Raw genomic sequence first — 22,640 nt, forward strand, 5'->3', positions numbered from 1 at the left:
CTTGATTTTCCAATTGACGGAAACGTTGACGTTTCGTACTATCGGCTGCAAATTCCAGCCCTTGTGGAAACCGAGACGTTCATGCGATTTATCTTAAGCGCGTTATTGGTCCTGACACTCGCCGCGTGCGCGAGTCAGGGACCGACGACGAATACCGCCAATAACCCCGCCAGCCAGCAAGCCGTAGCCGACGCACTTCGCAAGAACGCCACCGCTAAAGAAACCATCAATGTCGACCAGGGCTCGGTCAATCAGTTGACGAGCGAGGACGCCGATCTGTGGGGCCGCATTCGCCGTGGCTTCCAGATGCCCGATCTGCAGAGCGACCTCGTGGACATGCAGCTCAACTGGTATCTGCAACGCCCCGATTACGTGCAGCGCATGACCGAGCGCTCGCAGAAATATCTCTATCACATCGTCGAAGAACTCGAGTCGCGCCATATGCCGACCGAGCTCGCACTGCTGCCATTCATCGAGTCCGCGTATAGCCCGCAGGCTTTGTCGGTCGCCAAGGCGGCGGGCATGTGGCAATTCATGCCGGGCACGGGCCGTACCTACAACCTGAAGCAGAACATGTGGCAGGACGAGCGCCGCGACGTGCTCGCGTCGACCAGTGCCGCGCTCGACTACCTGTCGAAGCTGCACGATATGTTCGGCGACTGGCAGCTCGCGCTCGCCGCGTACAACTGGGGTGAGGGCAACGTGCAGCGCGCGATCGCGCGCAACGAGGCGGCGGGTCTGCCGACCGACTACCTGAGCCTGCGTATGCCGAACGAAACGCGCAACTACGTGCCGAAGCTGCAGGCGGTCAAGAACCTCGTGATGAACCCGCAGGTGTACGGGCTCGCGCTGCCGGCGATTCCGAACCACCCGTACTTCGTGACGGTCACGACCTCGCACGATATCGACGTCGACGTCGCCGCGCGGCTTGCCAACATGTCGACCGACGAGTTCCGCTCGCTGAACCCGTCGTTCAGGAAGCCGGTGATTCTCGGCGCGACGCAGCCGCAGATTCTGTTGCCTTTCGACAACGCGTCCGCGTTCGAGCGCAATCTGAAAACGTACTCGGGCTCGCTGTCGTCCTGGACCACCTACACCGTCGACGCACGGGCGACACCCGCGGCGATCGCACAGAAGATCGGCGTCGACGCAGACACGCTGATGGAAGTGAACAAGATTCCGGTCGGCATGCGCCTGAAGCCTGGCTCGACGATCGTCGTGCCGCGCGGCTCGGACGACGACGAGGACATCAGCGCCGACATCGCCGAAAGCGCGGTGCTCGCGATGGAACCCGACGTGCCCGACACGCGCAAGATGCTGATCCGCGTGCGCCGCAATCAGTCGATGGCCGCCATCGCGCTGCGCTACGGCGTGTCGGTCGGTCAGCTGAAGGCATGGAACAAGACACATCGCGATCAGGTTTCGCGCGGCCAGGTGGTCGTGCTGCACGTGCCGGTCGGCAAGCCGGTACCGAGCGAGCCCGGGCCGGAAAAGATCGCCGCCGATGTGCAAGGCGGCAGTGTGCAGAAGATTGGCGTCCATGCCGCAGACGCACGCGGCGATTCGCGCTACGATAAGAAGAAAGGGCGCGGCCACTCTGCCATCGTCAAGGTCTCCCAGCCGGGCGGCAAGGGTGACAAACCGGCGGCGCCTGCCAGCAAGGGCAAGGTCGAGAAGGTGTCGGCCTCGGTGCCCGGCAATGCGTCGAAGGCCGCGGCTGAGAGCCGCCCGAAGACCGTGGCCAACGCGAAGAAGAAGGGTAAATAGACCAATAGCGGCTCTCACGGTAGTGACCACATGCGTTGCGGGGGCAGCGCATGGATTGCGCTCCGATCACGCACCGTGTTCATCCAACGCCGTCACCTCAGGGTGACGGCGTTTTTCATTGCGCGGACGGTTCCTGCGGGTTTGCCGTATTTACTTTATTGTTCGTGCTTCGGCCGCGTTGGCCGCGGGACGCCGTTCTGTCCTGATCCGTCGGAACCTCGGGTAAGGTTCTTGAGGTCCATTTCCAGGTTTTCTTCCTGATTTATGTCGTCGACCCAACTGCGCGTCTTTCTGCTTTTTTCCGCCGGCTACTTCGTCTCTTACGTGTTTCGCGGCGTCAATCTTGGTTTCGCGCCGTTCATCACGCGCGATCTCGGTCTGTCAGCCGCCGATCTGGGTGTGCTGACGAGTCTGTATTTCCTCGGCTTCGCGGGAGCGCAGATCCCCGCTGGCGTGCTGCTCGACCACTTCGGCGCGCGTCGCGTGACGGCCGTCACGCTGCTCTTCGCCGCGCTCGGCATCTGGGTGTTCGGCGCGGCGCACAGTCTCGGCATGATGATGGTCGGGCGGCTGCTGATCGGCGTCGGCGTCTCGGTATGCCTCGGCGCCGCGTTCAAGGCGCTCGCGCAGCATTTTCCGGTCTCGCGTTTGCCATTGATGAACGGGCTCGTGATGGCGATCGGCGGTTTCGGCGGCGTGATGGTCGGCTCGCCGCTCACGTGGGTGCTCGGCTTCTCCAGTTGGCGCTCGGTCTGCGCCGGGCTCGGGGTGCTGACGGTGGTGGTCGCGCTCGCGCAATGGACGCTCGCGCCGGACGCGCGCGACACGCATCGCCAGACGAGCCTCGTTGCGCAGTTCAAGGGCACGTGGCATATCCTGCGCAGCGCCGCATTCTGGAAAATCGCGTCGTTCTCGGTCGTTACGCAGGGCGTTTTCTACGCGATGCAGTCGTTGTGGGTCGGAGCATGGCTGCGCGACGTACAAGGCTTCGAACCGCACGAGGCGGCGGCGCTCGTGTCGATTCTCGGCTTCGCGATGATGGCGGGGTGCGTCGGTTTCGGCGCGGCGGCGCGTAGTCTCGAGCGGCGCGGTCTCTCGTTGTACGCGTTCTGCGGCATCGGCATGGCGTTATACGTGCTGACGCAGATGCTGATCATGTTCAATGCGCCATTGCCGGCGAGCCTGTTGTGGGCCGCGTACGGAATCTTCGGTGGCACTGGCATTCTGAGCTACGCGGTGATGGCGCGACATTTCCCGCCGCAGATGATCGGCCGGGTCAACACGACGCTGACGCTGATTATTTTTCTGCTGATCTTCGGTTTTCAGATCGGCGTTGGCGCGGTGCTTTCTCACTGGCCGGCGAGCGGCGGGCACTATCCGGCGGTCGCGCATCTGAGCGCGTGGGAAATCCTTGTCGCGCTGCAGGTGCTGAGCGCAATCTGGTACGCATTGCCGGGACGGCAGCTTGCCCGGTCCGGCGAAATGCGCGCGGAGCAGGAAGCCTGAACGGCCGCACGGCGCGCCGCCCCAAGTCCTTGTCCTATCTCAGATTTGGAAGGAAGGGCGGTTTCAGGCTATAATTTCAAGGTTTGAGCTTATCAACCCGCACCCTAGCGCCTACCTCCCCCATACCGTTCATCCGCCGCGCGCCATTGGCGTAGCAAGAAGGGCCCCGCACCCAGCCGAAGTCGTCCACACAATGGGACTCATCGCGCCCCTTGCATCGTTACCGGCAGCTCGCGAGCGAGTCTGCGCGCGCATCCAGAATGTGTTTCGCTGCGGCTCGAAATCGGATAGACAGGTGGCAACAGGGTGTTCCCCCAAGGAGTCTCCCGTGTTGCCGTCATTTTCTCCCGCTCTTCTCGCGCTCGCCGACGGCACGGTCTTTCGTGGTTATTCGATCGGGGCCCCCGGGCACACCATCGGCGAAGTCGTGTTCAACACCGCCATCACCGGCTATCAGGAAATCCTGACTGACCCGAGCTACGCGCGCCAGATCGTGACCCTCACGTACCCGCATATCGGCAACGTCGGCGTGAACGCCGAAGACGTCGAAGCGACGAAAGTCCATGCCGCCGGCCTGATCATCCGTGATCTGTCGGTTCTCGCGTCGAACTTCCGCATGGAGCGTACGCTCCCGCAATATCTGCAGGACGAAGGCGTGGTCGCCATCGCCGGCATCGACACCCGCAAGCTGACCCGCCTGCTGCGCGACAAGGGCGCGCAAAACGGTGCGATCCTCGCTGGGTCCGACGACGAAGCCAAGGCCATCGAACTCGCGCGCTCGTTCCCGGGCCTCGCCGGCATGGACCTCGCGAAGGTCGTGTCGACGCCGGAAACCTACGAGTGGACCAAAACCGAATGGCGCTTGGGCACGGGCTACGGCGAGCAGAAGGCGCCGAAGTACCGCGTGGTCGCATTCGATTACGGCGTCAAGCAGAACATCCTGCGTATGCTGGCCGAGCGCGGCTGCCATGTCACCGTGCTGCCGGCGCAAGCGAGCGCCGCCGACGCGCTCGCGCTCAACCCGGACGGCGTGTTCCTGTCGAACGGCCCCGGCGACCCGGAGCCGTGCGACTACGCGATCGCGGCGACGAAGGAGTTCATCGAGCGCGGCATTCCGACCTTTGGCATTTGCCTTGGCCACCAGATCATGGGCCTTGCGGTCGGCGCAAAGACGATGAAGATGAAGACCGGCCACCACGGCGCGAATCACCCAGTCAAGGATCTCGAAGACGGCCGCGTGGTGATCACGTCGCAGAACCACGGCTTCGCGGTCGATGCCGACACACTGCCCGCCAACGCGCGCGTGACCCACGTATCGTTGTTCGACGGCACGCTGCAGGGCTTTGCGCTGACCGACAAGCCGGCGTTTTGCTTCCAGGGCCACCCGGAAGCGTCGCCCGGTCCGAACGACATCGCGTATCTGTTCGATCGCTTCACCGCGTTGATGAACGCGCAGAAGAGCGGCAAGAGCGCAGCGGCTTGAAGCACTAAAGGCCGGCCGTAAAGCCAGCCCGAGACGGAAACGAAAGCGGCTCGCGGCGGCCGCGGCGCCCCGCGGCACGATGCGGCGGGCGCGCCGCAAACAGCGTGCGCAACGTGAAAACGGCGCGCGCCGACGGAAAGAATTCAGGAATACATTAGCGAGAGCGTTATGCCCAAGCGGACAGACATCAAGAGCATCCTCATCATCGGCGCGGGTCCGATCATCATCGGCCAGGCGTGCGAGTTCGATTACTCGGGCGCGCAGGCATGCAAGGCGCTGCGTGAGGAAGGCTACAAGGTCATTCTCGTCAACAGCAATCCGGCGACGATCATGACCGACCCGAACACGGCCGACGTGACCTATATCGAGCCGATCACGTGGGAAGTGGTCGAGCGCATCATCGCGAAGGAGCGCCCGGACGCGATCCTGCCGACGATGGGCGGCCAGACCGCGCTGAACTGCGCGCTCGATCTGCACGCGCACGGCGTGCTGGCGAAGTACGACGTCGAGCTGATCGGCGCGTCGCCGGAAGCGATCGACAAGGCGGAAGACCGCCAGAAGTTCAAGGACGCGATGACCAAGATCGGCCTCGGTTCGGCCAAGTCGGGCACCGCGCATTCGATGGAAGAAGCGCTGCAGGTCCAAGCGAAGATCGCCGCGGAAACCGGCAGCGGCGGCTACCCGGTTGTGATCCGTCCGTCGTTCACGCTGGGCGGTTCGGGCGGCGGCATCGCGTACAACCGCGACGAATTCGAAGAGATCTGCAAGCGCGGTCTCGACCTGTCGCCGACGCGCGAACTGCTGATCGAAGAGTCGCTGCTCGGCTGGAAAGAGTACGAGATGGAAGTGGTCCGCGACAAGGCGGATAACTGCATCATCGTCTGCTCGATCGAAAACCTCGACCCGATGGGCATCCATACCGGCGATTCGATCACGGTCGCGCCGGCGCAGACGCTGACGGACAAGGAATACCAGATCCTGCGTAACGCGTCGCTGGCGGTGCTCCGCGAGATCGGCGTCGACACGGGCGGCTCGAACGTGCAGTTCTCGATCAATCCGAAAGACGGCCGGATGATCGTGATCGAAATGAACCCGCGCGTGTCGCGTTCGTCGGCGCTGGCGTCGAAGGCAACCGGCTTCCCGATCGCGAAGGTCGCGGCCAAGCTCGCGGTCGGCTACACGCTCGATGAACTCAGGAACGAAATCACCGGCGGCCAGACCCCGGCGTCGTTCGAACCGACGATCGACTACGTCGTCACGAAGATCCCGCGTTTCGCGTTCGAAAAATTCCGCGAAGCCGATTCGCGCCTGACCACGCAGATGAAGTCGGTCGGCGAAGTGATGGCGATCGGCCGCACATTCCAGGAGTCGTTCCAGAAAGCGCTGCGCGGTCTCGAAGTCGGCGTCGACGGTCTCGACGAAAAGACCGCCGATCGCGACGAGATCATCCGCCAGATCGGCGAAGCCGGTCCGGATCGCATCTGGTATGTCGGCGATGCGTTCCGCGTCGGCATGAGCGCGCAAGAGATCTTCGAAGAGACCGCGATCGATCCGTGGTTCCTCGCGCAGATCGAACAGATCGTGCTGAAGGAAAAGGCGCTGGCGGGCCGTACGCTCGCGAGCCTGTCAAAGGAAGAGTTGAAGTATCTGAAGCAGAGCGGCTTCTCGGATCGGCGTCTCGCCAAGCTGCTCGGCGCGAAGCCGGCGGACGTGCGCGCACGTCGTATCGAGTTGAACGTGCGTCCGGTGTATAAGCGCGTCGACACGTGCGCCGCCGAGTTCGCAACGAAAACCGCGTACATGTACTCGACCTACGAGGAAGAGTGCGAAGCGAATCCGACGAACAACAAGAAGATCATGGTGCTGGGCGGCGGCCCGAACCGGATCGGCCAGGGTATCGAGTTCGACTACTGCTGCGTGCACGCCGCGCTCGCGATGCGCGAAGACGGCTATGAAACGATCATGGTCAACTGCAACCCGGAAACCGTGTCGACCGACTACGACACCTCCGACCGTCTGTACTTCGAATCGCTGACGCTCGAAGACGTGCTCGAAATCGTCGACAAGGAAAAGCCGGTCGGCGTGATCGTGCAGTACGGCGGCCAGACGCCGCTGAAGCTCGCGCTCGATCTCGAGGCCAACGGCGTGCCGATCATCGGTACGTCTCCGGACATGATCGACGCGGCCGAAGACCGTGAGCGTTTCCAGAAGCTGCTGCAAGACCTCGGCCTGCGTCAGCCGCCGAACCGTACCGCGCGCACCGAAGACGAAGCGCTGAAGCTCGCTGACGAAGTCGGCTATCCGCTCGTCGTGCGCCCGTCGTACGTGCTGGGCGGCCGCGCGATGGAAATCGTCCACGAGCCGCGCGACCTCGAACGCTATATGCGGGAGGCCGTCAAGGTATCGAACGATTCGCCGGTGCTGCTCGACCGCTTCCTGAACGACGCGATCGAATGCGACGTGGATTGCATTTCCGATGGCGACGCCGTGTTCATCGGCGGCGTGATGGAGCATATCGAACAGGCGGGCGTGCACTCGGGCGACTCGGCCTGCTCGCTGCCGCCGTATTCGCTGTCGAAGGAGACGGTTGCCGAACTGAAGCGCCAGACGGCCGCGATGGCGAAGGCGCTGAATGTGGTCGGCCTGATGAACGTGCAGTTCGCGATCCAGCAGGTGCCTTCCAAAACAAATGCGGCTGATGGCGCGAAGGACGACATCATCTACGTGCTCGAAGTGAACCCGCGCGCGTCGCGCACGGTCCCGTACGTGTCGAAGGCGACCAGCTTGCCGCTCGCGAAGATCGCGGCGCGCGCGATGGTCGGCCAGAAGCTCGCCGCGCAAGGCGTGACGAAGGAAGTCGAGCCGCCGTACTTCAGCGTGAAGGAAGCGGTGTTCCCGTTCGTCAAGTTCCCGACGGTCGACCCGGTGCTCGGACCTGAAATGCGTTCGACCGGCGAAGTGATGGGCGTCGGTCAGACGTTCGGCGAGGCGCTGTTCAAGTCGCAACTCGCGGCGGGTTCGCGTCTGCCGGAGTCGGGCACGGTGCTGCTGACCGTGATGGACGCCGACAAGCCGAAGGCGGTCGAAGTCGCGCGCATGCTGCACGAGCTCGGCTACCCGATCGTCGCGACCAAGGGCACGGCTGCCGCGATCGAAGCGGCCGGTGTGCCGGTCAAGGTCGTCAACAAGGTAAAGGACGGCCGTCCGCACATCGTCGATATGATCAAGAACGGCGAGATCGCTCTCGTCTTCACGACCGTCGACGAAACGCGCGCGGCGATCGCCGATTCGCGTTCGATTCGCATGAGCGCGCAGGCGAACAAGGTCACCTACTACACGACGATGTCGGGCGCACGCGCGGCGGTGGAGGGTCTTCGTTATCTGAAGAACCTGGAAGTCTATGATTTACAAGGACTCCACGCTCGCCTAAACTAAGGCTTCGATACCTGTCCAAGATGTAAGTGCCGCGGTTAAGCGGCGTTCCGCAGGTGCTGTGGCCCGGATCTGTACATGGGCGGCGGCTTTCGCGGAATGCACTTAACCGCGGTGATTTTTTTTATGGCCGTTTTTTGCCTCCAGAGTTGTTTATGAGCACTATTCCATTGACGAAGCGCGGAGCAGACATGCTGCGCGATGAATTGCAGCGCTTGAAATCGGTTGAGCGTCCGGCCGTGATCAACTCGATCGCGGAAGCGCGCGCCCAGGGCGATCTGTCGGAAAACGCGGAATACGACGCTGCGAAGGAAAAGCAGGGCTTCATCGAAGGCCGCATCGCCGAAATCGAGTCGAAGCTCGCGGGCGCGCAGGTGATCGATCCGGCGCAAGTGGAAGCGGACGGCCGCGTGGTGTTCGGCGCGACGCTCGAACTCGAAGACCTCGAGTCGGGCGCGTCGGTCAAATATCAGATCGTCGGTGACGACGAAGCGGACATCGACCACGGCCTGATCTCGATCAGCTCGCCGATCGCGCGTGCGCTGATCGGCAAATCGGAAGGCGACGTCGCGTCGGTGCAGGCACCGGGCGGCATTCGTGAATACGAAATCATCGCGGTCAGCTACATCTGAGGATGGCGCCGGTGTCTCTGATGCCGCATCGTTTATTCCGCCTGTTGACGGTGGTGTGGGTCGGTAGCCTGTTGACTATCGGCTACGCGGTTGCGCCCGTGCTGTTCACGTCGCTCGACCGCATGACGGCGGGTGCCATTGCCGCGCAGCTGTTTCGGATTCAGGGTGTGATTGGCGTCGTGTGCGGTATTTTGCTGCTCGGTCTTGCCAATCTGCTCGTGCGGCGCGGTAGTGGCGTGTATCGCCGCCTGCGCTGGCTGCTCGCCGGTATGCTCGTATGCGTGCTGGTTGGCTATTTCGCGTTGCAGCCGTTCATGAACGCGATGCGCGTCGCGGCGCTCGGGGCGGGCGGCGACGTCGGACATTCCGTTCATGCGACGCGCTTCGGCATCCTGCATGGCGTGTCGAGTATGTTCTATCTGATCGAGAGCCTGCTAGGTGCTGCGCTCGTGTGGCTGCTGCCGGTGCATGTCGGTACCGCGGCCGACGAAGAGGGCGCGCGCGGAGTCACGGGGAAGGTGGCGGGCTGAGGCTCGCGGGTGGCTGTTGGTGTGACGCGGCGCTATGTCCGCCGGTCGATGCCGAACCGATGCCCGCGATGAACTTCATGTTGCGACGAATCGCCGCTATTCCGGCGGCCAGCTACGGTTCATTGGCGCTGTTTCGGGCCTTGCGCCCAAGCCCGCCAACGCGCGGTGCGGAGCGGGTCCGCACCTTCGCCGCGTGTGCTCTTACTTCGACTGATGCGAACGCTTCGCGCTGGTTTGACGCTTCTTCGCGCGCTTGATGTTGCCGCCCTGCGTCACGCGTTCATTGCCGCGCACCAGCACCGCTTTCGCTCGCGGCTTGCGCATCGGCACGTCGGTCGGCTTCACCACTTTGACGATGCGCGGTGCGCGGCCCTTGGCCGGCCGGGCTTCTTCAGCTGCCGCTTCACGGGCGCTCGGCAACGCGCCGCGCTTCGCTTTTGCCGCCGGTTGTGCCGATTCTGGCTTCCAGATCACGAGCAACTTGCCGATATGCTGAATCGGTGCCGCGTTCAGCGTGTCGCAGATCTCTTCGTAGATGGCGATGCGCTCCTCGCGCTCATCACCGAACACTCGGATTTTGATCAGTTGATGCGCTGCGAGGTGCACCCTGATTTCGGCGAGTACAGCGTCGGTCAAGCCTTCGGCCCCGACGAGCACGACCGGTTTGAGCGCATGTGCCTGGGAGCGCAACTCGGCGCGTTGGTCGGAAGAGACTTTGAGGGCTGGCATGGAAAGTGGAAGACTCGACTAAAATGGCGGCTCCTGCGCTTTCGTCCGATCGCCGAGCGATTCGGGCGGGTTGATTCAGCAGGGTGCGCGTCAGAACAACAGAATCGCGGATGGCCGCCAGTCTGGCGGTGGCCGCGCGAATTAACCGCGTATTATCCCCTAAAGCGCGACTTGACGCAGCAATAGTTCAATCTTTAATGGCAAAAAACAAGTTCAATACCGCGTGGCTGCACGACCACATCAACGATCCGTACGTCAAAATGGCGCAGCGGGAAGGTTATCGTGCCCGCGCGGCCTACAAGCTCAAGGAAATCGACGAACAGGACAAGCTCATCCGCCCCGGACAGGTGATCGTCGATCTCGGTTCCTCGCCGGGCAGCTGGAGCCAGTACGCGCGTAACAAGCTCGCCGGCGGCTCGCAGCGCAACGCGGAGCGCGAAGGTGGCATCGACGGCACGATCATCGCTTTGGACATTCTGCCGATGGAGCCGGTAGCCGACGTGCACTTCATCCAGGGGGATTTCCGCGAAGACTCGGTGCTGGTCCAGCTCGAAGAGTTGGTCGGCGCGCGCCAGGTAGACCTTGTAATTTCGGATATGGCACCCAACCTGTCCGGTGTGGCGATCGCGGACGCGGCGCGGATCGAGCATTTATGCGATCTCGCGCTCGAATTCGCACAAAATCACCTGAAGCCCGATGGTGCCCTTTTAGTCAAATGCTTTCACGGCAGCGGATATAGTCAGATTGTCGAAAAGTTCAAGCGCCAATTCAAGGTGGTGGCGGCCCGCAAGCCGAAGGCGTCGCGGGATAAATCGTCAGAAACATTTATTTTGGGTAAGCATTTGAAGCGTCTCGCGTAGGGATGCGGCGAGCCGGTTCCATTTCTGCCAATAACTAGCCCGATGCGTCGGAGACCGGCGTCAAGCTGGCCCGCTACCCTATTTCCGTGGTAGTGAAACGCTATGGCAGGGGTCTGCGGACTGGATTAGAATGCTTTCGTGGTGCCGCAAGGCAAATGTAGGCGCCCGTCTAAGTGAAGGAGTGGTGCTTTGAACAACAATATGTTTTCGAAAGCAGCAGTGTGGCTGGTAATCGCACTGGTGCTGTTTACGGTGTTCAAGCAGTTCGACAAGCCCCGTGTCCAGGAAGGCGTTTCCTATTCGCAGTTCATGGACGACGCGAAGAACGGCAAAGTCAAGAACGTCATTGTCCAGGGGCGGAACCTCACGGTCACTCCAGCAGACGGCCAGAAGTACCAGATCGTGTCGCCCGGCGACATCTGGATGGTCGGCGATCTGATGAAGTATGGCGTACAGGTGAGCGGCAAGGCTGACGACGAACCCAATGCACTGATGTCCGTGTTGTATTACCTCGGGCCGACGATCCTGATCATCGGTTTCTGGTTCTACATGATGCGACAGATGCAGGGGGGCGGCAAAGGCGGGGCCTTCTCGTTTGGCAAGTCGCGCGCGCGGCTGATCGACGAGAACAACAACGCAATCAATTTCACCGACGTTGCCGGTTGCGACGAAGCCAAGGAAGAAGTGTCGGAGCTCGTCGACTTTTTGCGCGATCCGCAGAAATTCCAGAAGCTCGGTGGTCGTATTCCGCGCGGCGTGCTGCTCGTTGGCCCGCCGGGAACCGGTAAGACGCTGCTCGCACGCGCGATCGCCGGCGAGGCGAAGGTGCCGTTCTTCAGCATTTCGGGTTCGGATTTCGTGGAAATGTTCGTCGGCGTCGGCGCGGCTCGCGTGCGCGACATGTTCGAGCAGGCCAAGAAGCACGCGCCGTGTATCGTGTTCATCGACGAAATCGACGCGGTCGGCCGTCATCGCGGCGCCGGCATGGGCGGCGGTAACGACGAGCGCGAACAGACGCTGAACCAGATGCTCGTCGAAATGGACGGCTTCGAGGCGAACTCGGGTGTCATCGTGATCGCCGCGACGAACCGTTCGGACGTACTCGACAAGGCGCTGTTGCGTCCGGGCCGTTTCGACCGCCAGGTGTACGTCGGTCTGCCCGATATCCGCGGCCGCGAGCACATCATGAAGGTGCACCTGCGCAAGGTACCAATTTCGAACGACGTCGATGCGGCAGTGATCGCGCGCGGCACGCCGGGTTTCTCGGGCGCCGATCTCGCTAACCTCGTCAACGAAGCAGCACTGTTCGCGGCGCGCCGCGGCAAGCGCATCGTCGAAATGACCGATTTCGAGGACGCGAAGGACAAGATCTTCATGGGTCCGGAGCGCAAGTCGGCCGTGATCCGCGAAGAATCGAAGCGTGCGACCGCGTATCACGAATCGGGTCACGCGGTGATCGCGAAGCTGTTGCCGAAGGCCGATCCGGTGCACAAGGTCACGATCATTCCGCGCGGCCGTGCGCTGGGCGTCACGTGGCAGTTGCCGGAGCATGATAACGAAACGTACTCGAAGGACTATTTGCTCGACCGTCTTGCCATTCTGTTCGGTGGTCGCGTCGCGGAAGAACTGTTCCTGAACCTCATCAGCACCGGTGCGTCGGACGACTTCAACAAGGCGACCCAGACGGCTCGCGCGATGGTTGCCCGCTTCGGTATGACGGATGCGCTCGGACCGATGGTCTATGTCGACGACGAAAACGACGCTTCGCCGTTCGGCCGCGGCTTCACGCGGACCATTTCGGAAGCGACGCAGCAGAAGGTCGATGCGGAAATCCGTCGTGTGCTGGACGAGCAGTACAATCTGGCGCGGCGCCTGCTGGAAGAAAATCGCGACAAGGTCGAAGCGATGACCGCCGCATTGATGGAGTGGGAGACGATCGACGCCGATCAGATCAACGACATCATGGCCGGCCGTCCGCCGCGTTCGCCGAAGAGTTCGCCGCCGTCGGCAAGCGACGCCTCGTCGGGCGGCAGCGCGGGCACCGAAGTCAAGCCGGGCAGCGCAACCGCGCCGGCCTGATAGGTAGCCAGTAGAAAGTGCGGGCCGGTGTGCTACACACCGGCCCGTTTTGCATTGATCCGTTCAAAGTGAAGCATTGTTACGTGTCGAAAGTCGATTGTTCTTCCGTACCCCTTCCAGAGCCGCTGCAGTGCGGCCGCTTCAAGCTGACGTTTGAACGCCCGTTGGTCATGGGCATTCTGAACGTCACTCCCGATTCCTTCTCCGATGGCGGCTTGTACGCGATGCGCGGCGATGCGCTGCGCCATGCCGAGCGCATGATGCTCGAGGGCGCGGACATTATCGAGATCGGCGGGGAATCGACGCGTCCTGGCGCGCCGCCGGTGCCGCTCGACGAAGAACTGGAGCGCGTGATACCACTCGTCGAGCAACTGCGTGGCGCGAATGTGCCGTTGTCGGTCGATACGTACAAGCCAGAAGTGATGCGCGATGCGTTGAACGCGGGCGCCGACCTGATCAACGACGTCTGGGGCTTCCGCATGCCCGGCGCCATCGACGCGGTGCGCGACAGCGACTGCGGCCTTTGTGTAATGCATATGTTAGGTGAGCCGCAGACCATGCAGCGCGGCGAGCCGCACTATGCCGACGTTGTCAGCGAAGTGCGCCAGTTCCTCGAGGAGCGTGTCGCGACTTTGCAGCAGGCGGGGATTGCGCGCGAGCGAATCAGCGTCGATCCGGGTTTCGGTTTCGGCAAGATCGTCGTCGAGCACAACTACGCGTTGCTTGCGCATCTGCGCGACACGGCGCCGCGCGCCGCGTCGCCATATCCGATCCTTGCGGGCATGTCGCGTAAATCGATGGTTGGCGCGGTGACAGGGCGGCCGGCGCCGGAGCGCGTGGCCGGCAGCATCGCCGCAGCGGTGTGCGCGGCGGAGCGGGGCGCCGCGATTCTGCGCGTACACGACGTCGCGCAAACAGTCGATGCATTGAAAGTATGGGCAACCCTGCGCGACGCTGCCAAGCAGAGCCGCGCGCACGGTTGAGCCCGCAGCCAGATACAGGGAGAACAAATATGGCACGTCGTTACTTCGGAACGGACGGCATTCGAGGCAAGGTCGGCGAAGGCCCGATCACGCCGGAATTCGTGTTGCGGCTCGGCTACGCGGCCGGCAAGGTACTCGCGGGCGCCGATCAATGGGCGAAGACAGGCGCTCGCCCGACAGTGCTGATCGGCAAGGACACGCGCGTCTCGGGCTACATGCTCGAAGCCGCGCTCGAATCGGGCTTTTCGGCGGCCGGCGTCGACGTGATGCTGGCCGGCCCGATGCCGACTCCCGGCATCGCCTATCTGACGCGCGCGCTGCGGCTTGCCGCGGGCGTCGTGATCAGCGCGTCGCATAACCCGTACTACGACAACGGTATCAAGTTCTTCTCGGCCGACGGCAACAAGCTGCCGGACGACGTCGAGGCGCAGATCGAGGAGCAGCTCGAGCTGCCGCTCGCGTGCGCGGCTTCCGAGCAGTTGGGCAAGGCGCGTCGTCTCGACGACGCGGCCGGCCGCTACATCGAGTTCTGCAAGAGCACCTTTCCGGCCGCGTACGACCTGCGCGGCATGAAGCTCGTCGTCGATTGCGCGCATGGCGCCGCGTACGACGTCGCGCCGCACGTGTTCCATGAGCTCGGCGCGGAAGTGATCCCGATCGGCGTCTCGCCGAATGGCTTCAATATCAACGACGGCGTCGGCGCGACCGCGCCGGATGCGCTGGTGCGCGCGGTGCGCGCGAACCACGCGGACCTCGGTATCGCGCTCGATGGCGACGCCGACCGTTTGCAGGTCGTCGACGAGTCAGGCCGCCTGTTCAACGGCGACGAGCTGCTGTACGTGCTGGTCAGGGACCGTATCGCGACCGCCGGCCACGTGGAAGGCGCGGTCGGCACGCTGATGACCAACATGGCCGTGGAGGTCGCGCTGCAGAGAGCCGGCGTCAAGTTCGTGCGCGCCGCGGTCGGCGACCGCTATGTGCTCGAACAGCTTCGCGAACACGGCTGGCAGCTCGGCGCCGAAGGTTCGGGCCACATTCTGTCGCTCGATCGCCATTCGACCGGCGACGGCATCGTGTCCGCTCTGCTCGTGCTGGCGGCGATGCAGCGCAGCGGCAAGTCGCTCGCGGATCTGCTCGACGGCGTCACGCTGTTCCCGCAGAAGCTGATCAACGTGCGCATGAAGCCCGGCGCGGACTGGAAGGGCAGCGAAACGATTCGTAGCGCGATCAAGATGGCCGAAGGCGCGCTCGACGGGCGCGGTCGCGTCCTGATCCGCGCGTCGGGCACCGAGCCGGTACTGCGCGTGATGGTAGAGGCGCAGAACGTCGCGGACGCGCTCGAGCATTCGGAAGCGATTGCGCAAGCCGTGCGGGTAGCAACGGCCTGATCTGTTCCCCAACAGGCGGCGGGCGGTGGCGACCGCTTGCTGCCCGACGGTCGCTCTGAGAGCTTCGGCGACCCGCGTGCCATGACCTTCGTCGCCGGCTTCACCCCGATAACCCTCCACGCTCCAGCCGCCAAAAGGTCGGTGCATCCCGCACCAAAACGTCTCTCCGCACCGAGCGCAAACGTTGGCGCCCCGTCTTTTTCGTCTAACTTGAAAAATGCGATGCAACGAGCATCGCAATCGCGGGAATTCGCCGGCTCCCGAACCTTTCATCGGGTAATGTGACTGTCACATCTGATTCACGATCAGTCACGTTTTTGTCATAAAGAGACCCTAAGCTTCGCGGTGTTCGAGTTTCCCGCTCACACCACACGCTCACACTCCATTGGAGGTCTCATGAAATTGATGCAAACCGTGTTCGCTGGCGTCGCTGGCGCGCTTTTCGCAATCGCAGCGCAAGCCGCAGACATCACCGGCGCGGGCAGCACGTTCGCGGCACCGATTTACACGAAGTGGGCCGACGCTTATCAGAAGACCGGCGGCGGCAAGGTTAACTATCAGGGCATCGGGTCGTCGGGCGGCATCAAGCAGATCGAGGCGAAGACCGTCGATTTCGCTGGTTCGGACGCTCCGCTGAAGGACGACGAACTCGCGAAGCAAGGCCTGTTCCAATTCCCGACGGTGGTTGGCGGCGTGGTGCCGGCAGTCAACGTGCCGGGCGTGAAGCCGGGTGAACTGGTGCTGTCGGGTGAAGTGCTCGGCGACATCTATCTCGGCAAGATCAAGAAGTGGAATGACCCGGCAATCGTCGCGCTGAACGCGAAGGTCAAGCTGCCGGATCTGGACATCGCCGTGGTGCGCCGCGCCGACGGTTCGGGCACCAGCTTCATCTGGACGAACTACCTGTCGAAGGTCAACCCGGAATGGAAGACGAAGGTCGGTGAAGGTGCGACGGTCAACTGGCCGACCGGCACGGGCGGCAAGGGTAACGACGGCGTCGCGGCATTCGTGCAGCGTCTGCCGGGTTCGATCGGCTACGTCGAATGGGCGTACGCCAAGCAGAACCACATGAACTACGTCGCGCTGAAGAACGAAGCTGGCGCAGTGGTTCAGCCGCAGACGGACACGTTCAAGGCAGCGGCTGCTGGCGCTGACTGGTCGAAGTCGTTCTACCAGATCCTGACGAACGAGCCGGGCAAGAACGCATGGCCGATCGTCGGCGCGACGTTCGTGCTGCTGCACACGACGCAGGAAAAGGCACCGCAAGGCGCGGAAACGCTGAAGTTCTTCGACTGGGCGTTCAAGAACGGCGGTCAGGCTGCGAACGATCTGGACTACATCTCGCTGCCGGAATCGGTGGTGTCGGAAATCCGCACGCAGTGGAAGCAGAAGGTCAAGGATTCGGCAGGCAAGACGCTCGCCGAGTAACAGGCGTAAGCTGGCGCGGTATGTCTGAATCGCGCCTGGTAGCACCCCGGCCGTCCTCGTACGAGGACGGCCTGTGACTTTCACGCGGCACGCGCCGCATGCATCACCGCCCGCCCGACAAGTGTCGTCCGGCAACTGGAAACAGGTCCCTCAGGCTCTCATGTCCGATATTCATTTAGCGTCCGGCACGAGCCGGGCCACTCCGCCTGGCAGCGCGTCGCAGCAAAAAGCGCCTGGCCGCTCCGGCGATGTGATCTTCGGCGGCCTCGCACGCCTTTCCGCGATCGTCACGCTGCTGCTGCTCGGCGGCATCATCGTGTCGCTGATCATCGCCTCGATGCCGTCGATTCGCGAGTTCGGTCTCGCGTTCCTGTGGACGGCGGTGTGGGATCCACCCAGCAAGCAATTCGGCGCGCTGGTGCCGATCTACGGCACTCTCGCGACGTCGATCATCGCTCTCATCATCGCGGTGCCCGTCAGCTTCGGCATCGCGCTGTTTCTGACCGAATTGTCGCCCGCGTGGCTGCGTCGGCCGCTCGGCATCGCGATCGAACTGCTCGCCGCGATTCCGTCGATCGTGTACGGCATGTGGGGCCTGCTCGTGTTCGCGCCGATCTTCGCGGTGTGGTTCCAGAAGCCTCTCGGCGCGGTGCTCGGCGGCATTCCGATCGTCGGTGCGCTGTTCTCGGGTCCGCCGATCGGCATCGGCATTCTGTGCGCGGGCGTGATCCTTGCGATCATGATCATCCCGTACATCGCGGCGGTCATGCGCGACGTGTTCGAAGTGACGCCGGTGCTGCTGAAGGAATCGGCCTACGGTATCGGCTGCACGACGTGGGAAGTGATCTGGAAGATCGTACTGCCATACACCAAGACCGGTGTGATCGGCGGCATCATGCTGGGCCTCGGCCGCGCGCTGGGTGAGACGATGGCGGTCACCTTCGTGATCGGCAACACCAATCTGCTCGACAATATTTCGCTGTTTTCGCCGGGCAACAGCATCACGTCGGCGCTCGCCAACGAGTTCGCGGAAGCGGACCCGGGCCTGCACACGTCGGCGCTGATGGAACTCGGCCTGATCCTGTTCGTGATTACATTCATCGTGCTGGCGATTTCGAAAATCATGCTGCTGCGTCTCGAGAAAGGGGAGGGCGCGAAATGAGCGGGCCGTCCCTGAATATGCCGGGTCTGAAGGACCCCGCGACGCTCGAAGCGATGCGCGTGCGTCTGCAAGGGCGCCGTCGGATGACCAACGCGATCGCGCTGACGCTGTCGCTCGCGGCGATGGCGTTCGGCCTGCTGTGGCTCGTGTGGATTCTCTATACGACGCTGCATCTCGGGATCGGCGGTTTGTCGGTCGAGCTCTTCACGCAGTCGACGCCGCCGCCGAACACCGATGGCGGCGGTCTTGCGAATGCGATCGTCGGCAGCCTGTTGCTGGTCGCGCTCGCGACCTTCGTTGGCACGCCGATCGGCATCATGGCGGGCGTCTATCTCGCCGAATACGGCCAGAAGGGCTGGCTTGCGAACCTCACGCGCTTCATCAACGACATCCTGCTGTCGGCGCCGTCGATCGTCATCGGTCTGTTCGTCTACGCGCTCGTCGTCGCGAAGATGGGCCACTTCAGCGGCTGGGCCGGCGTGCTCGCGCTGGCGCTGCTGCAGATTCCAATCGTGATCCGCACGACCGAAAACATGCTGAAGCTCGTGCCGAATGCGATGCGGGAAGCCGCGTTCGCGCTCGGCACGCCGAAGTGGAAGATGGTGCTGTCGATCACGCTCAAGGCGTCGATCGCGGGCATCGTCACCGGTGTGCTGCTCGCCATCGCGCGGATTGCCGGCGAAACCGCGCCGCTGCTTTTTACCGCGCTGTCGAACCAGTTCTTCTCGGTCGATATGGGCCAGCCGGTCGCGAACCTGCCGGTCACGATCTACAAGTTTGCGATGAGCCCGTTCGCGCAATGGCAATCGCTCGCGTGGGCCGGCGTCTTCCTGATCACGCTCGCGGTGCTGGGACTGAATATCCTCGCGCGCACGATCTTCTCGAACAAGTAAGGGCGGAGTGAATCCGATGAACATGGCAGAAACCCAACTCAATCCGGTCGGGCACGCAACCGCGCCCGCGGGCTCCGACCCCGAACACAGCGCTCACGCGCAAACGCCGTCGCGTCCGAAGATCGAGGTCAAGGATCTCAACTTCTTCTACGGCAAGTACCACGCGCTGAAGAACATCAATCTGCAGATTCCGGAAGGCAAGGTGACCGCGTTCATCGGCCCGTCGGGTTGCGGCAAGTCCACGCTGCTGCGAACCTTCAACAAGATGTACGCGCTGTATCCGGAGCAGCGCGCGGAAGGCGAGATCGTGATGGACGGTGAAAACCTGCTGACCACGCGCCAGGATATTTCGCTGCTGCGCGCGCGCATCGGCATGGTGTTCCAGAAGCCGACGCCGTTCCCGATGTCGATCTACGACAACATCGCTTTCGGCGTGAAGATGTTCGAGAAGCTGTCGCGCTCGGAAATGGACGACCGCGTCGAATGGGCGCTGACCAAGGCGGCGCTGTGGAACGAAGTGAAGGACAAGCTCGGCCAGAGCGGCTACGGTCTGTCGGGCGGCCAGCAGCAGCGTCTGTGTATCGCGCGCGGTATCGCGATTCGCCCCGAAGTGCTGCTGCTCGACGAGCCGTGCTCGGCGCTCGACCCGATTTCGACGGGCCGTATCGAAGAACTGATCGCCGAACTGAAGAGCGACTACACGGTCGTGATAGTCACGCACAACATGCAGCAGGCGGCCCGCTGTTCGGACTACACTGCCTATATGTACCTCGGTGAACTGATCGAATTCGGCGACACAGAAAAAATCTTCATCAAGCCGGTCCGCAAGGAAACCGAGGACTACATCACCGGTCGCTTCGGCTGATCCGCCGGGCAATACAACGGAGTACGACATGTCCGATAAACATCTGTCCAGCCAGTTCGACGCCGACCTGAACCTCGTTTCGTCGAAAGTGCTCGAAATGGGCGGCCTCGTCGAATCGCAGATCGTCAACGCGATGCAGGCGCTCAACGAATTCGACCTCGGTATGTGCGAGCAGGTCATCGCCGCCGAAGACCGTCTGAACAAGATGGAAGTCGAGATCGACGAGGAGTGCAGCAACATCATCGCGCGCCGTCAGCCGGCCGCGCGCGATCTGCGCTTGCTGATCGCGATCTCGAAGACCATCACGAACCTCGAGCGCGCCGGTGACGAAGCCGAGAAGATCGCGAAGCGCACCAGGCGTCTGATGGAAGACGGCGCCTCGCGCACCATCAACATCGCCGAGATCAAGCTGTCCGGCGAGATGGCCGTGTCGATCCTGCGCCGTGCGCTCGACGCGTTCGCGCGTCTGGACACGGTCGCCGCCGCGCAGATCGTGCGCGACGACAAGGCGATCGACGAGGAATTCCGCGCATTCGTGCGCAAGCTGATTTCGTATATGACCGAAGATCCGCGTTCGATCTCGGTGGGCCTCGACTTCCTGTTCATCGCCAAGGCGATCGAGCGGATCGGCGACCACGCGAAGAACATCGCCGAATTCATCATCTACATCGTCAAGGGTACCGACGTGCGGCACCAGTCGCGCGACGCGCTCGAACGCGAAGCGCTCAGCTAATCCAGAGATAAGGAACAGAGGTGCCGATGCCCAGCAGCATTCTCGTCATTGAAGATGAGCCCGCCATTTCCGAATTGATTTCGGTCAATCTTCAACACGCCGGACACTGCCCGATTCGCGCGTACAACGCGGAGCAGGCGCACAACCTGATCAGCGACGTGCTGCCCGATCTCGTGCTGCTCGACTGGATGTTGCCGGGCAAATCGGGCATTTCGTTCGCGCGCGATCTGCGCAACAACGAGCGCACGAAGCATATCCCGATCATCATGCTGACCGCGCGCGGCGACGAGCAGGACAAGGTGCTCGGCCTCGAGATCGGCGCCGACGACTACGTGACGAAGCCGTTCTCGCCGAAGGAACTGATGGCGCGCATCAAGGCGGTGCTACGCCGCCGCGCGCCGCAGCTGACCGAAGACGTGGTCGCGATCAACGGCCTGAAGCTCGATCCGGCCACGCACCGCGTCGCCGCGCATGCGGAAGGCAGCGAGATCAAGCTCGATCTCGGCCCGACCGAATTCCGTCTGCTGCACTTCTTCATGACTCACCCGGAGCGCGTGCACAGCCGCACGCAACTTCTCGACCAGGTGTGGGGCGATCACGTGTTCGTCGAAGAGCGTACCGTCGACGTGCATATCAAGCGTCTGCGCGCGGCACTCAAGCCGGCCGGGTGCGATGCTATGATTGAAACGGTACGCGGCAGCGGCTACCGGCTGGCGAAGAGCGCCTGATAGCCGTCGTCGGCGGCGCACTGCACTGCGTAGCTGTTGAGCCGCCGCACCTCCTTCCTGCGCTGTATTTTCTCTTCGATCGCTAGACCATGAACATCATCTGGGCGCGCTCCATCGTGTCGGTCGTGCTGCTTGCTGTTCTGTGCGCGGTGGTCGGCGCACTGGTGAACGTCAAGGCAGGGCTCGCTCTCGCCATCGTCATGCTGCTCGCACAGAGCGTTTTCAGTACCTTCCATAAGCAGCGTCTGTGGCGTCTGCTCGATGCGCCGGTGTACGGCGAAGTGCCGAGCGCCCCCGGCATCTGGGGCGAAATCTACTACCGTCTGCACAAGCTCGCGAAGCGCTGGCACGCCCAGGTGCGCCAGGTCGAGCAGCAGCATTCGCGTTTCATCCAGGCGATCCAGGCGTCGCCGAACGGCGTCGCGATGCTCGACGATCACGATCAGATCGAATGGTGCAACGCGATTTCCGAAAGCCACTTCGGGCTCGATGCGAAGCGCGATCTGCGCCAGCACATCACGCATCTGGTGCGCCATCCGGATTTCGTGCGCTATCTGAATTCGCATCGGTACGAGGAAATGCTGATCATGCGCGGCATGGGCGACAAGCGCCAGAACGTGCTGTCGGTGCAGGTGTTTCCGTATGGCGACAATCGCAAACTGGTGCTGTCGCAGGACATCACCGAACTCGAGCGCACCGATGCGATGCGGCGTGACTTCGTCGCCAACGTGTCGCACGAACTGAAAACGCCGCTTACCGTGCTGTCCGGTTTTCTCGAGACGATGCGCGAGCTGCCGTTGGGCGAGGCCGAGCGCGCGCGCTATCTCGACCTGATGGAGCAGCAGGCGTCGCGCATGCGTCATATCGTCAGCGATCTGCTGGTGCTCGCGACGCTCGAAGGTGACAACAAGCCGCCGAGCGATCAGATGATCGACATGCAGGCAGTATTGCGGCATCTGCACGACGACGCGCAGAGCCTGTCCGGCGATCATCACAAGATCGTCTTCGAAGCCGACGAAGCTTTGACCGTCACCGGCGTCGAAACCGAGATTCTCAGTGCGTTCGGCAACCTGGTGACGAACGCGATCCGCTATACGCCGGACGGCGGCTCGATCAAGGTCAACTGGCGTGCGCAGGGAGGCCATGCGGTGTTCTCGGTCATCGATAGCGGCCTCGGCATTCCGGCCGCCGATATTCCGCGGCTCACCGAGCGCTTCTATCGCGTCGATCGCAGCCGTTCGCGCGACACGGGCGGCACTGGGCTCGGTCTTGCCATCGTCAAGCACGTGTTGCAACGGCACGATGCGCAACTTGAAGTGAAGAGCGAAGAAGGGCGCGGCAGCACGTTCACGGTGCGCTTTCCGGTGTATCGGACCGCGCGCTGTCAAACCGCGCAGGTTTGAGCGCGGCAGTCGTCCGACTAGTCGATCCAACAAAAAAAC

General features: G+C 62.8%; 18 protein-coding genes. 17 read left to right on the plus strand and 1 reads right to left on the minus strand.

What is annotated here, in order from left to right; genetic code table 11:
- The first annotated feature begins 81 nt into the window (after nucleotides 1–81).
- The 6 genes from AB3X96_RS16960 (at nucleotide 82) to AB3X96_RS16985 (ending at nucleotide 9,350) form a co-directional block, all read left to right on the plus strand.
- The gene (locus tag AB3X96_RS16960; protein WP_368590583.1) at nucleotides 82–1,767 is read left to right on the plus strand and encodes a transglycosylase SLT domain-containing protein; all 1,686 of its coding nucleotides are present in this window, start codon (nucleotides 82–84) and stop codon (nucleotides 1,765–1,767) included.
- A gap of 264 nt (nucleotides 1,768–2,031) precedes the next feature.
- Nucleotides 2,032–3,273, plus strand: a complete 1,242-nt coding sequence (locus AB3X96_RS16965; protein WP_368590584.1) for a nitrate/nitrite transporter — start codon at nucleotides 2,032–2,034, stop codon at nucleotides 3,271–3,273.
- Nucleotides 3,274–3,601: 328 nt separating this feature from the next.
- Entirely contained in the window at nucleotides 3,602–4,756 is a 1,155-nt protein-coding gene (carA, locus tag AB3X96_RS16970; RefSeq protein ID WP_368590585.1) for a glutamine-hydrolyzing carbamoyl-phosphate synthase small subunit, read from the plus strand.
- Nucleotides 4,757–4,924: 168 nt separating this feature from the next.
- Nucleotides 4,925–8,191 carry a carbamoyl-phosphate synthase large subunit gene (carB, locus tag AB3X96_RS16975; protein ID WP_368590586.1) on the plus strand — a complete coding sequence of 1,089 codons (3,267 nt, stop codon included), beginning with the start codon at nucleotides 4,925–4,927 and terminating at the stop codon, nucleotides 8,189–8,191.
- 152 nt (nucleotides 8,192–8,343) lie between these two features.
- Nucleotides 8,344–8,820, plus strand: a complete 477-nt coding sequence (gene greA / locus AB3X96_RS16980) for a transcription elongation factor GreA (RefSeq protein ID WP_176105537.1) — start codon at nucleotides 8,344–8,346, stop codon at nucleotides 8,818–8,820.
- 20 nt (nucleotides 8,821–8,840) lie between these two features.
- Nucleotides 8,841–9,350 (plus strand): DUF4149 domain-containing protein, encoded by a 510-nt coding sequence (locus tag AB3X96_RS16985; RefSeq protein ID WP_368590587.1) that lies wholly within the window; start codon nucleotides 8,841–8,843, stop codon nucleotides 9,348–9,350.
- A gap of 201 nt (nucleotides 9,351–9,551) precedes the next feature.
- Here the strand turns inward: AB3X96_RS16985 and AB3X96_RS16990 are convergent, their stop codons facing one another.
- A complete protein-coding gene (locus AB3X96_RS16990) occupies nucleotides 9,552–10,079 on the minus strand; it encodes a YhbY family RNA-binding protein (protein WP_176105539.1) in 528 nt (175 codons plus the stop codon).
- A 197-nt stretch (nucleotides 10,080–10,276) separates the two neighbouring features.
- Here AB3X96_RS16990 and AB3X96_RS16995 point away from each other — a divergent pair, with 197 nt between their 5' ends.
- The 11 genes from AB3X96_RS16995 (at nucleotide 10,277) to phoR (ending at nucleotide 22,601) form a co-directional block, all read left to right on the plus strand.
- The gene (locus tag AB3X96_RS16995) at nucleotides 10,277–10,939 is read left to right on the plus strand and encodes an RlmE family RNA methyltransferase (protein ID WP_176124230.1); all 663 of its coding nucleotides are present in this window, start codon (nucleotides 10,277–10,279) and stop codon (nucleotides 10,937–10,939) included.
- Nucleotides 10,940–11,128: 189 nt separating this feature from the next.
- The gene (gene ftsH, locus AB3X96_RS17000; protein ID WP_013090008.1) at nucleotides 11,129–13,018 is read left to right on the plus strand and encodes an ATP-dependent zinc metalloprotease FtsH; all 1,890 of its coding nucleotides are present in this window, start codon (nucleotides 11,129–11,131) and stop codon (nucleotides 13,016–13,018) included.
- A gap of 83 nt (nucleotides 13,019–13,101) precedes the next feature.
- On the plus strand, nucleotides 13,102–14,001 hold the full coding sequence (folP, locus tag AB3X96_RS17005) for a dihydropteroate synthase (protein ID WP_368590588.1): 900 nt from the start codon (nucleotides 13,102–13,104) through the stop codon (nucleotides 13,999–14,001).
- Nucleotides 14,002–14,030: 29 nt separating this feature from the next.
- Entirely contained in the window at nucleotides 14,031–15,389 is a 1,359-nt protein-coding gene (glmM, locus tag AB3X96_RS17010) for a phosphoglucosamine mutase (protein ID WP_368590589.1), read from the plus strand.
- Between the two features lie 396 nt (nucleotides 15,390–15,785).
- Complete coding sequence (gene pstS / locus AB3X96_RS17015; protein ID WP_368590590.1) at nucleotides 15,786–16,817, plus strand: phosphate ABC transporter substrate-binding protein PstS; 1,032 nt, start codon at nucleotides 15,786–15,788, stop codon at nucleotides 16,815–16,817.
- 160 nt (nucleotides 16,818–16,977) lie between these two features.
- On the plus strand, nucleotides 16,978–17,979 hold the full coding sequence (gene pstC, locus AB3X96_RS17020; protein ID WP_176105542.1) for a phosphate ABC transporter permease PstC: 1,002 nt from the start codon (nucleotides 16,978–16,980) through the stop codon (nucleotides 17,977–17,979).
- Complete coding sequence (pstA, locus tag AB3X96_RS17025; protein ID WP_176105543.1) at nucleotides 17,976–18,872, plus strand: phosphate ABC transporter permease PstA; 897 nt, start codon at nucleotides 17,976–17,978, stop codon at nucleotides 18,870–18,872. The genes pstC and pstA overlap by 4 nt, the downstream gene beginning before the upstream one ends.
- A 16-nt stretch (nucleotides 18,873–18,888) precedes the next feature.
- Nucleotides 18,889–19,737 carry a phosphate ABC transporter ATP-binding protein PstB gene (gene pstB, locus AB3X96_RS17030; protein WP_018433457.1) on the plus strand — a complete coding sequence of 283 codons (849 nt, stop codon included), beginning with the start codon at nucleotides 18,889–18,891 and terminating at the stop codon, nucleotides 19,735–19,737.
- 28 nt (nucleotides 19,738–19,765) lie between these two features.
- Nucleotides 19,766–20,470, plus strand: coding sequence for a phosphate signaling complex protein PhoU (phoU, locus tag AB3X96_RS17035; RefSeq protein WP_176105544.1), 705 nt, complete (start codon nucleotides 19,766–19,768; stop codon nucleotides 20,468–20,470).
- Between the two features lie 26 nt (nucleotides 20,471–20,496).
- Entirely contained in the window at nucleotides 20,497–21,198 is a 702-nt protein-coding gene (phoB, locus tag AB3X96_RS17040; RefSeq protein ID WP_008922879.1) for a phosphate regulon transcriptional regulator PhoB, read from the plus strand.
- Nucleotides 21,199–21,287: 89 nt separating this feature from the next.
- On the plus strand, nucleotides 21,288–22,601 hold the full coding sequence (gene phoR / locus AB3X96_RS17045) for a phosphate regulon sensor histidine kinase PhoR (RefSeq protein WP_368590591.1): 1,314 nt from the start codon (nucleotides 21,288–21,290) through the stop codon (nucleotides 22,599–22,601).
- Nucleotides 22,602–22,640: the final 39 nt, after the last annotated feature.

It is taken from the genome of Paraburkholderia sp. BR13439 (assembly GCF_040948805.1).
GTDB classification, from domain to species: domain Bacteria; phylum Pseudomonadota; class Gammaproteobacteria; order Burkholderiales; family Burkholderiaceae; genus Paraburkholderia; species Paraburkholderia youngii.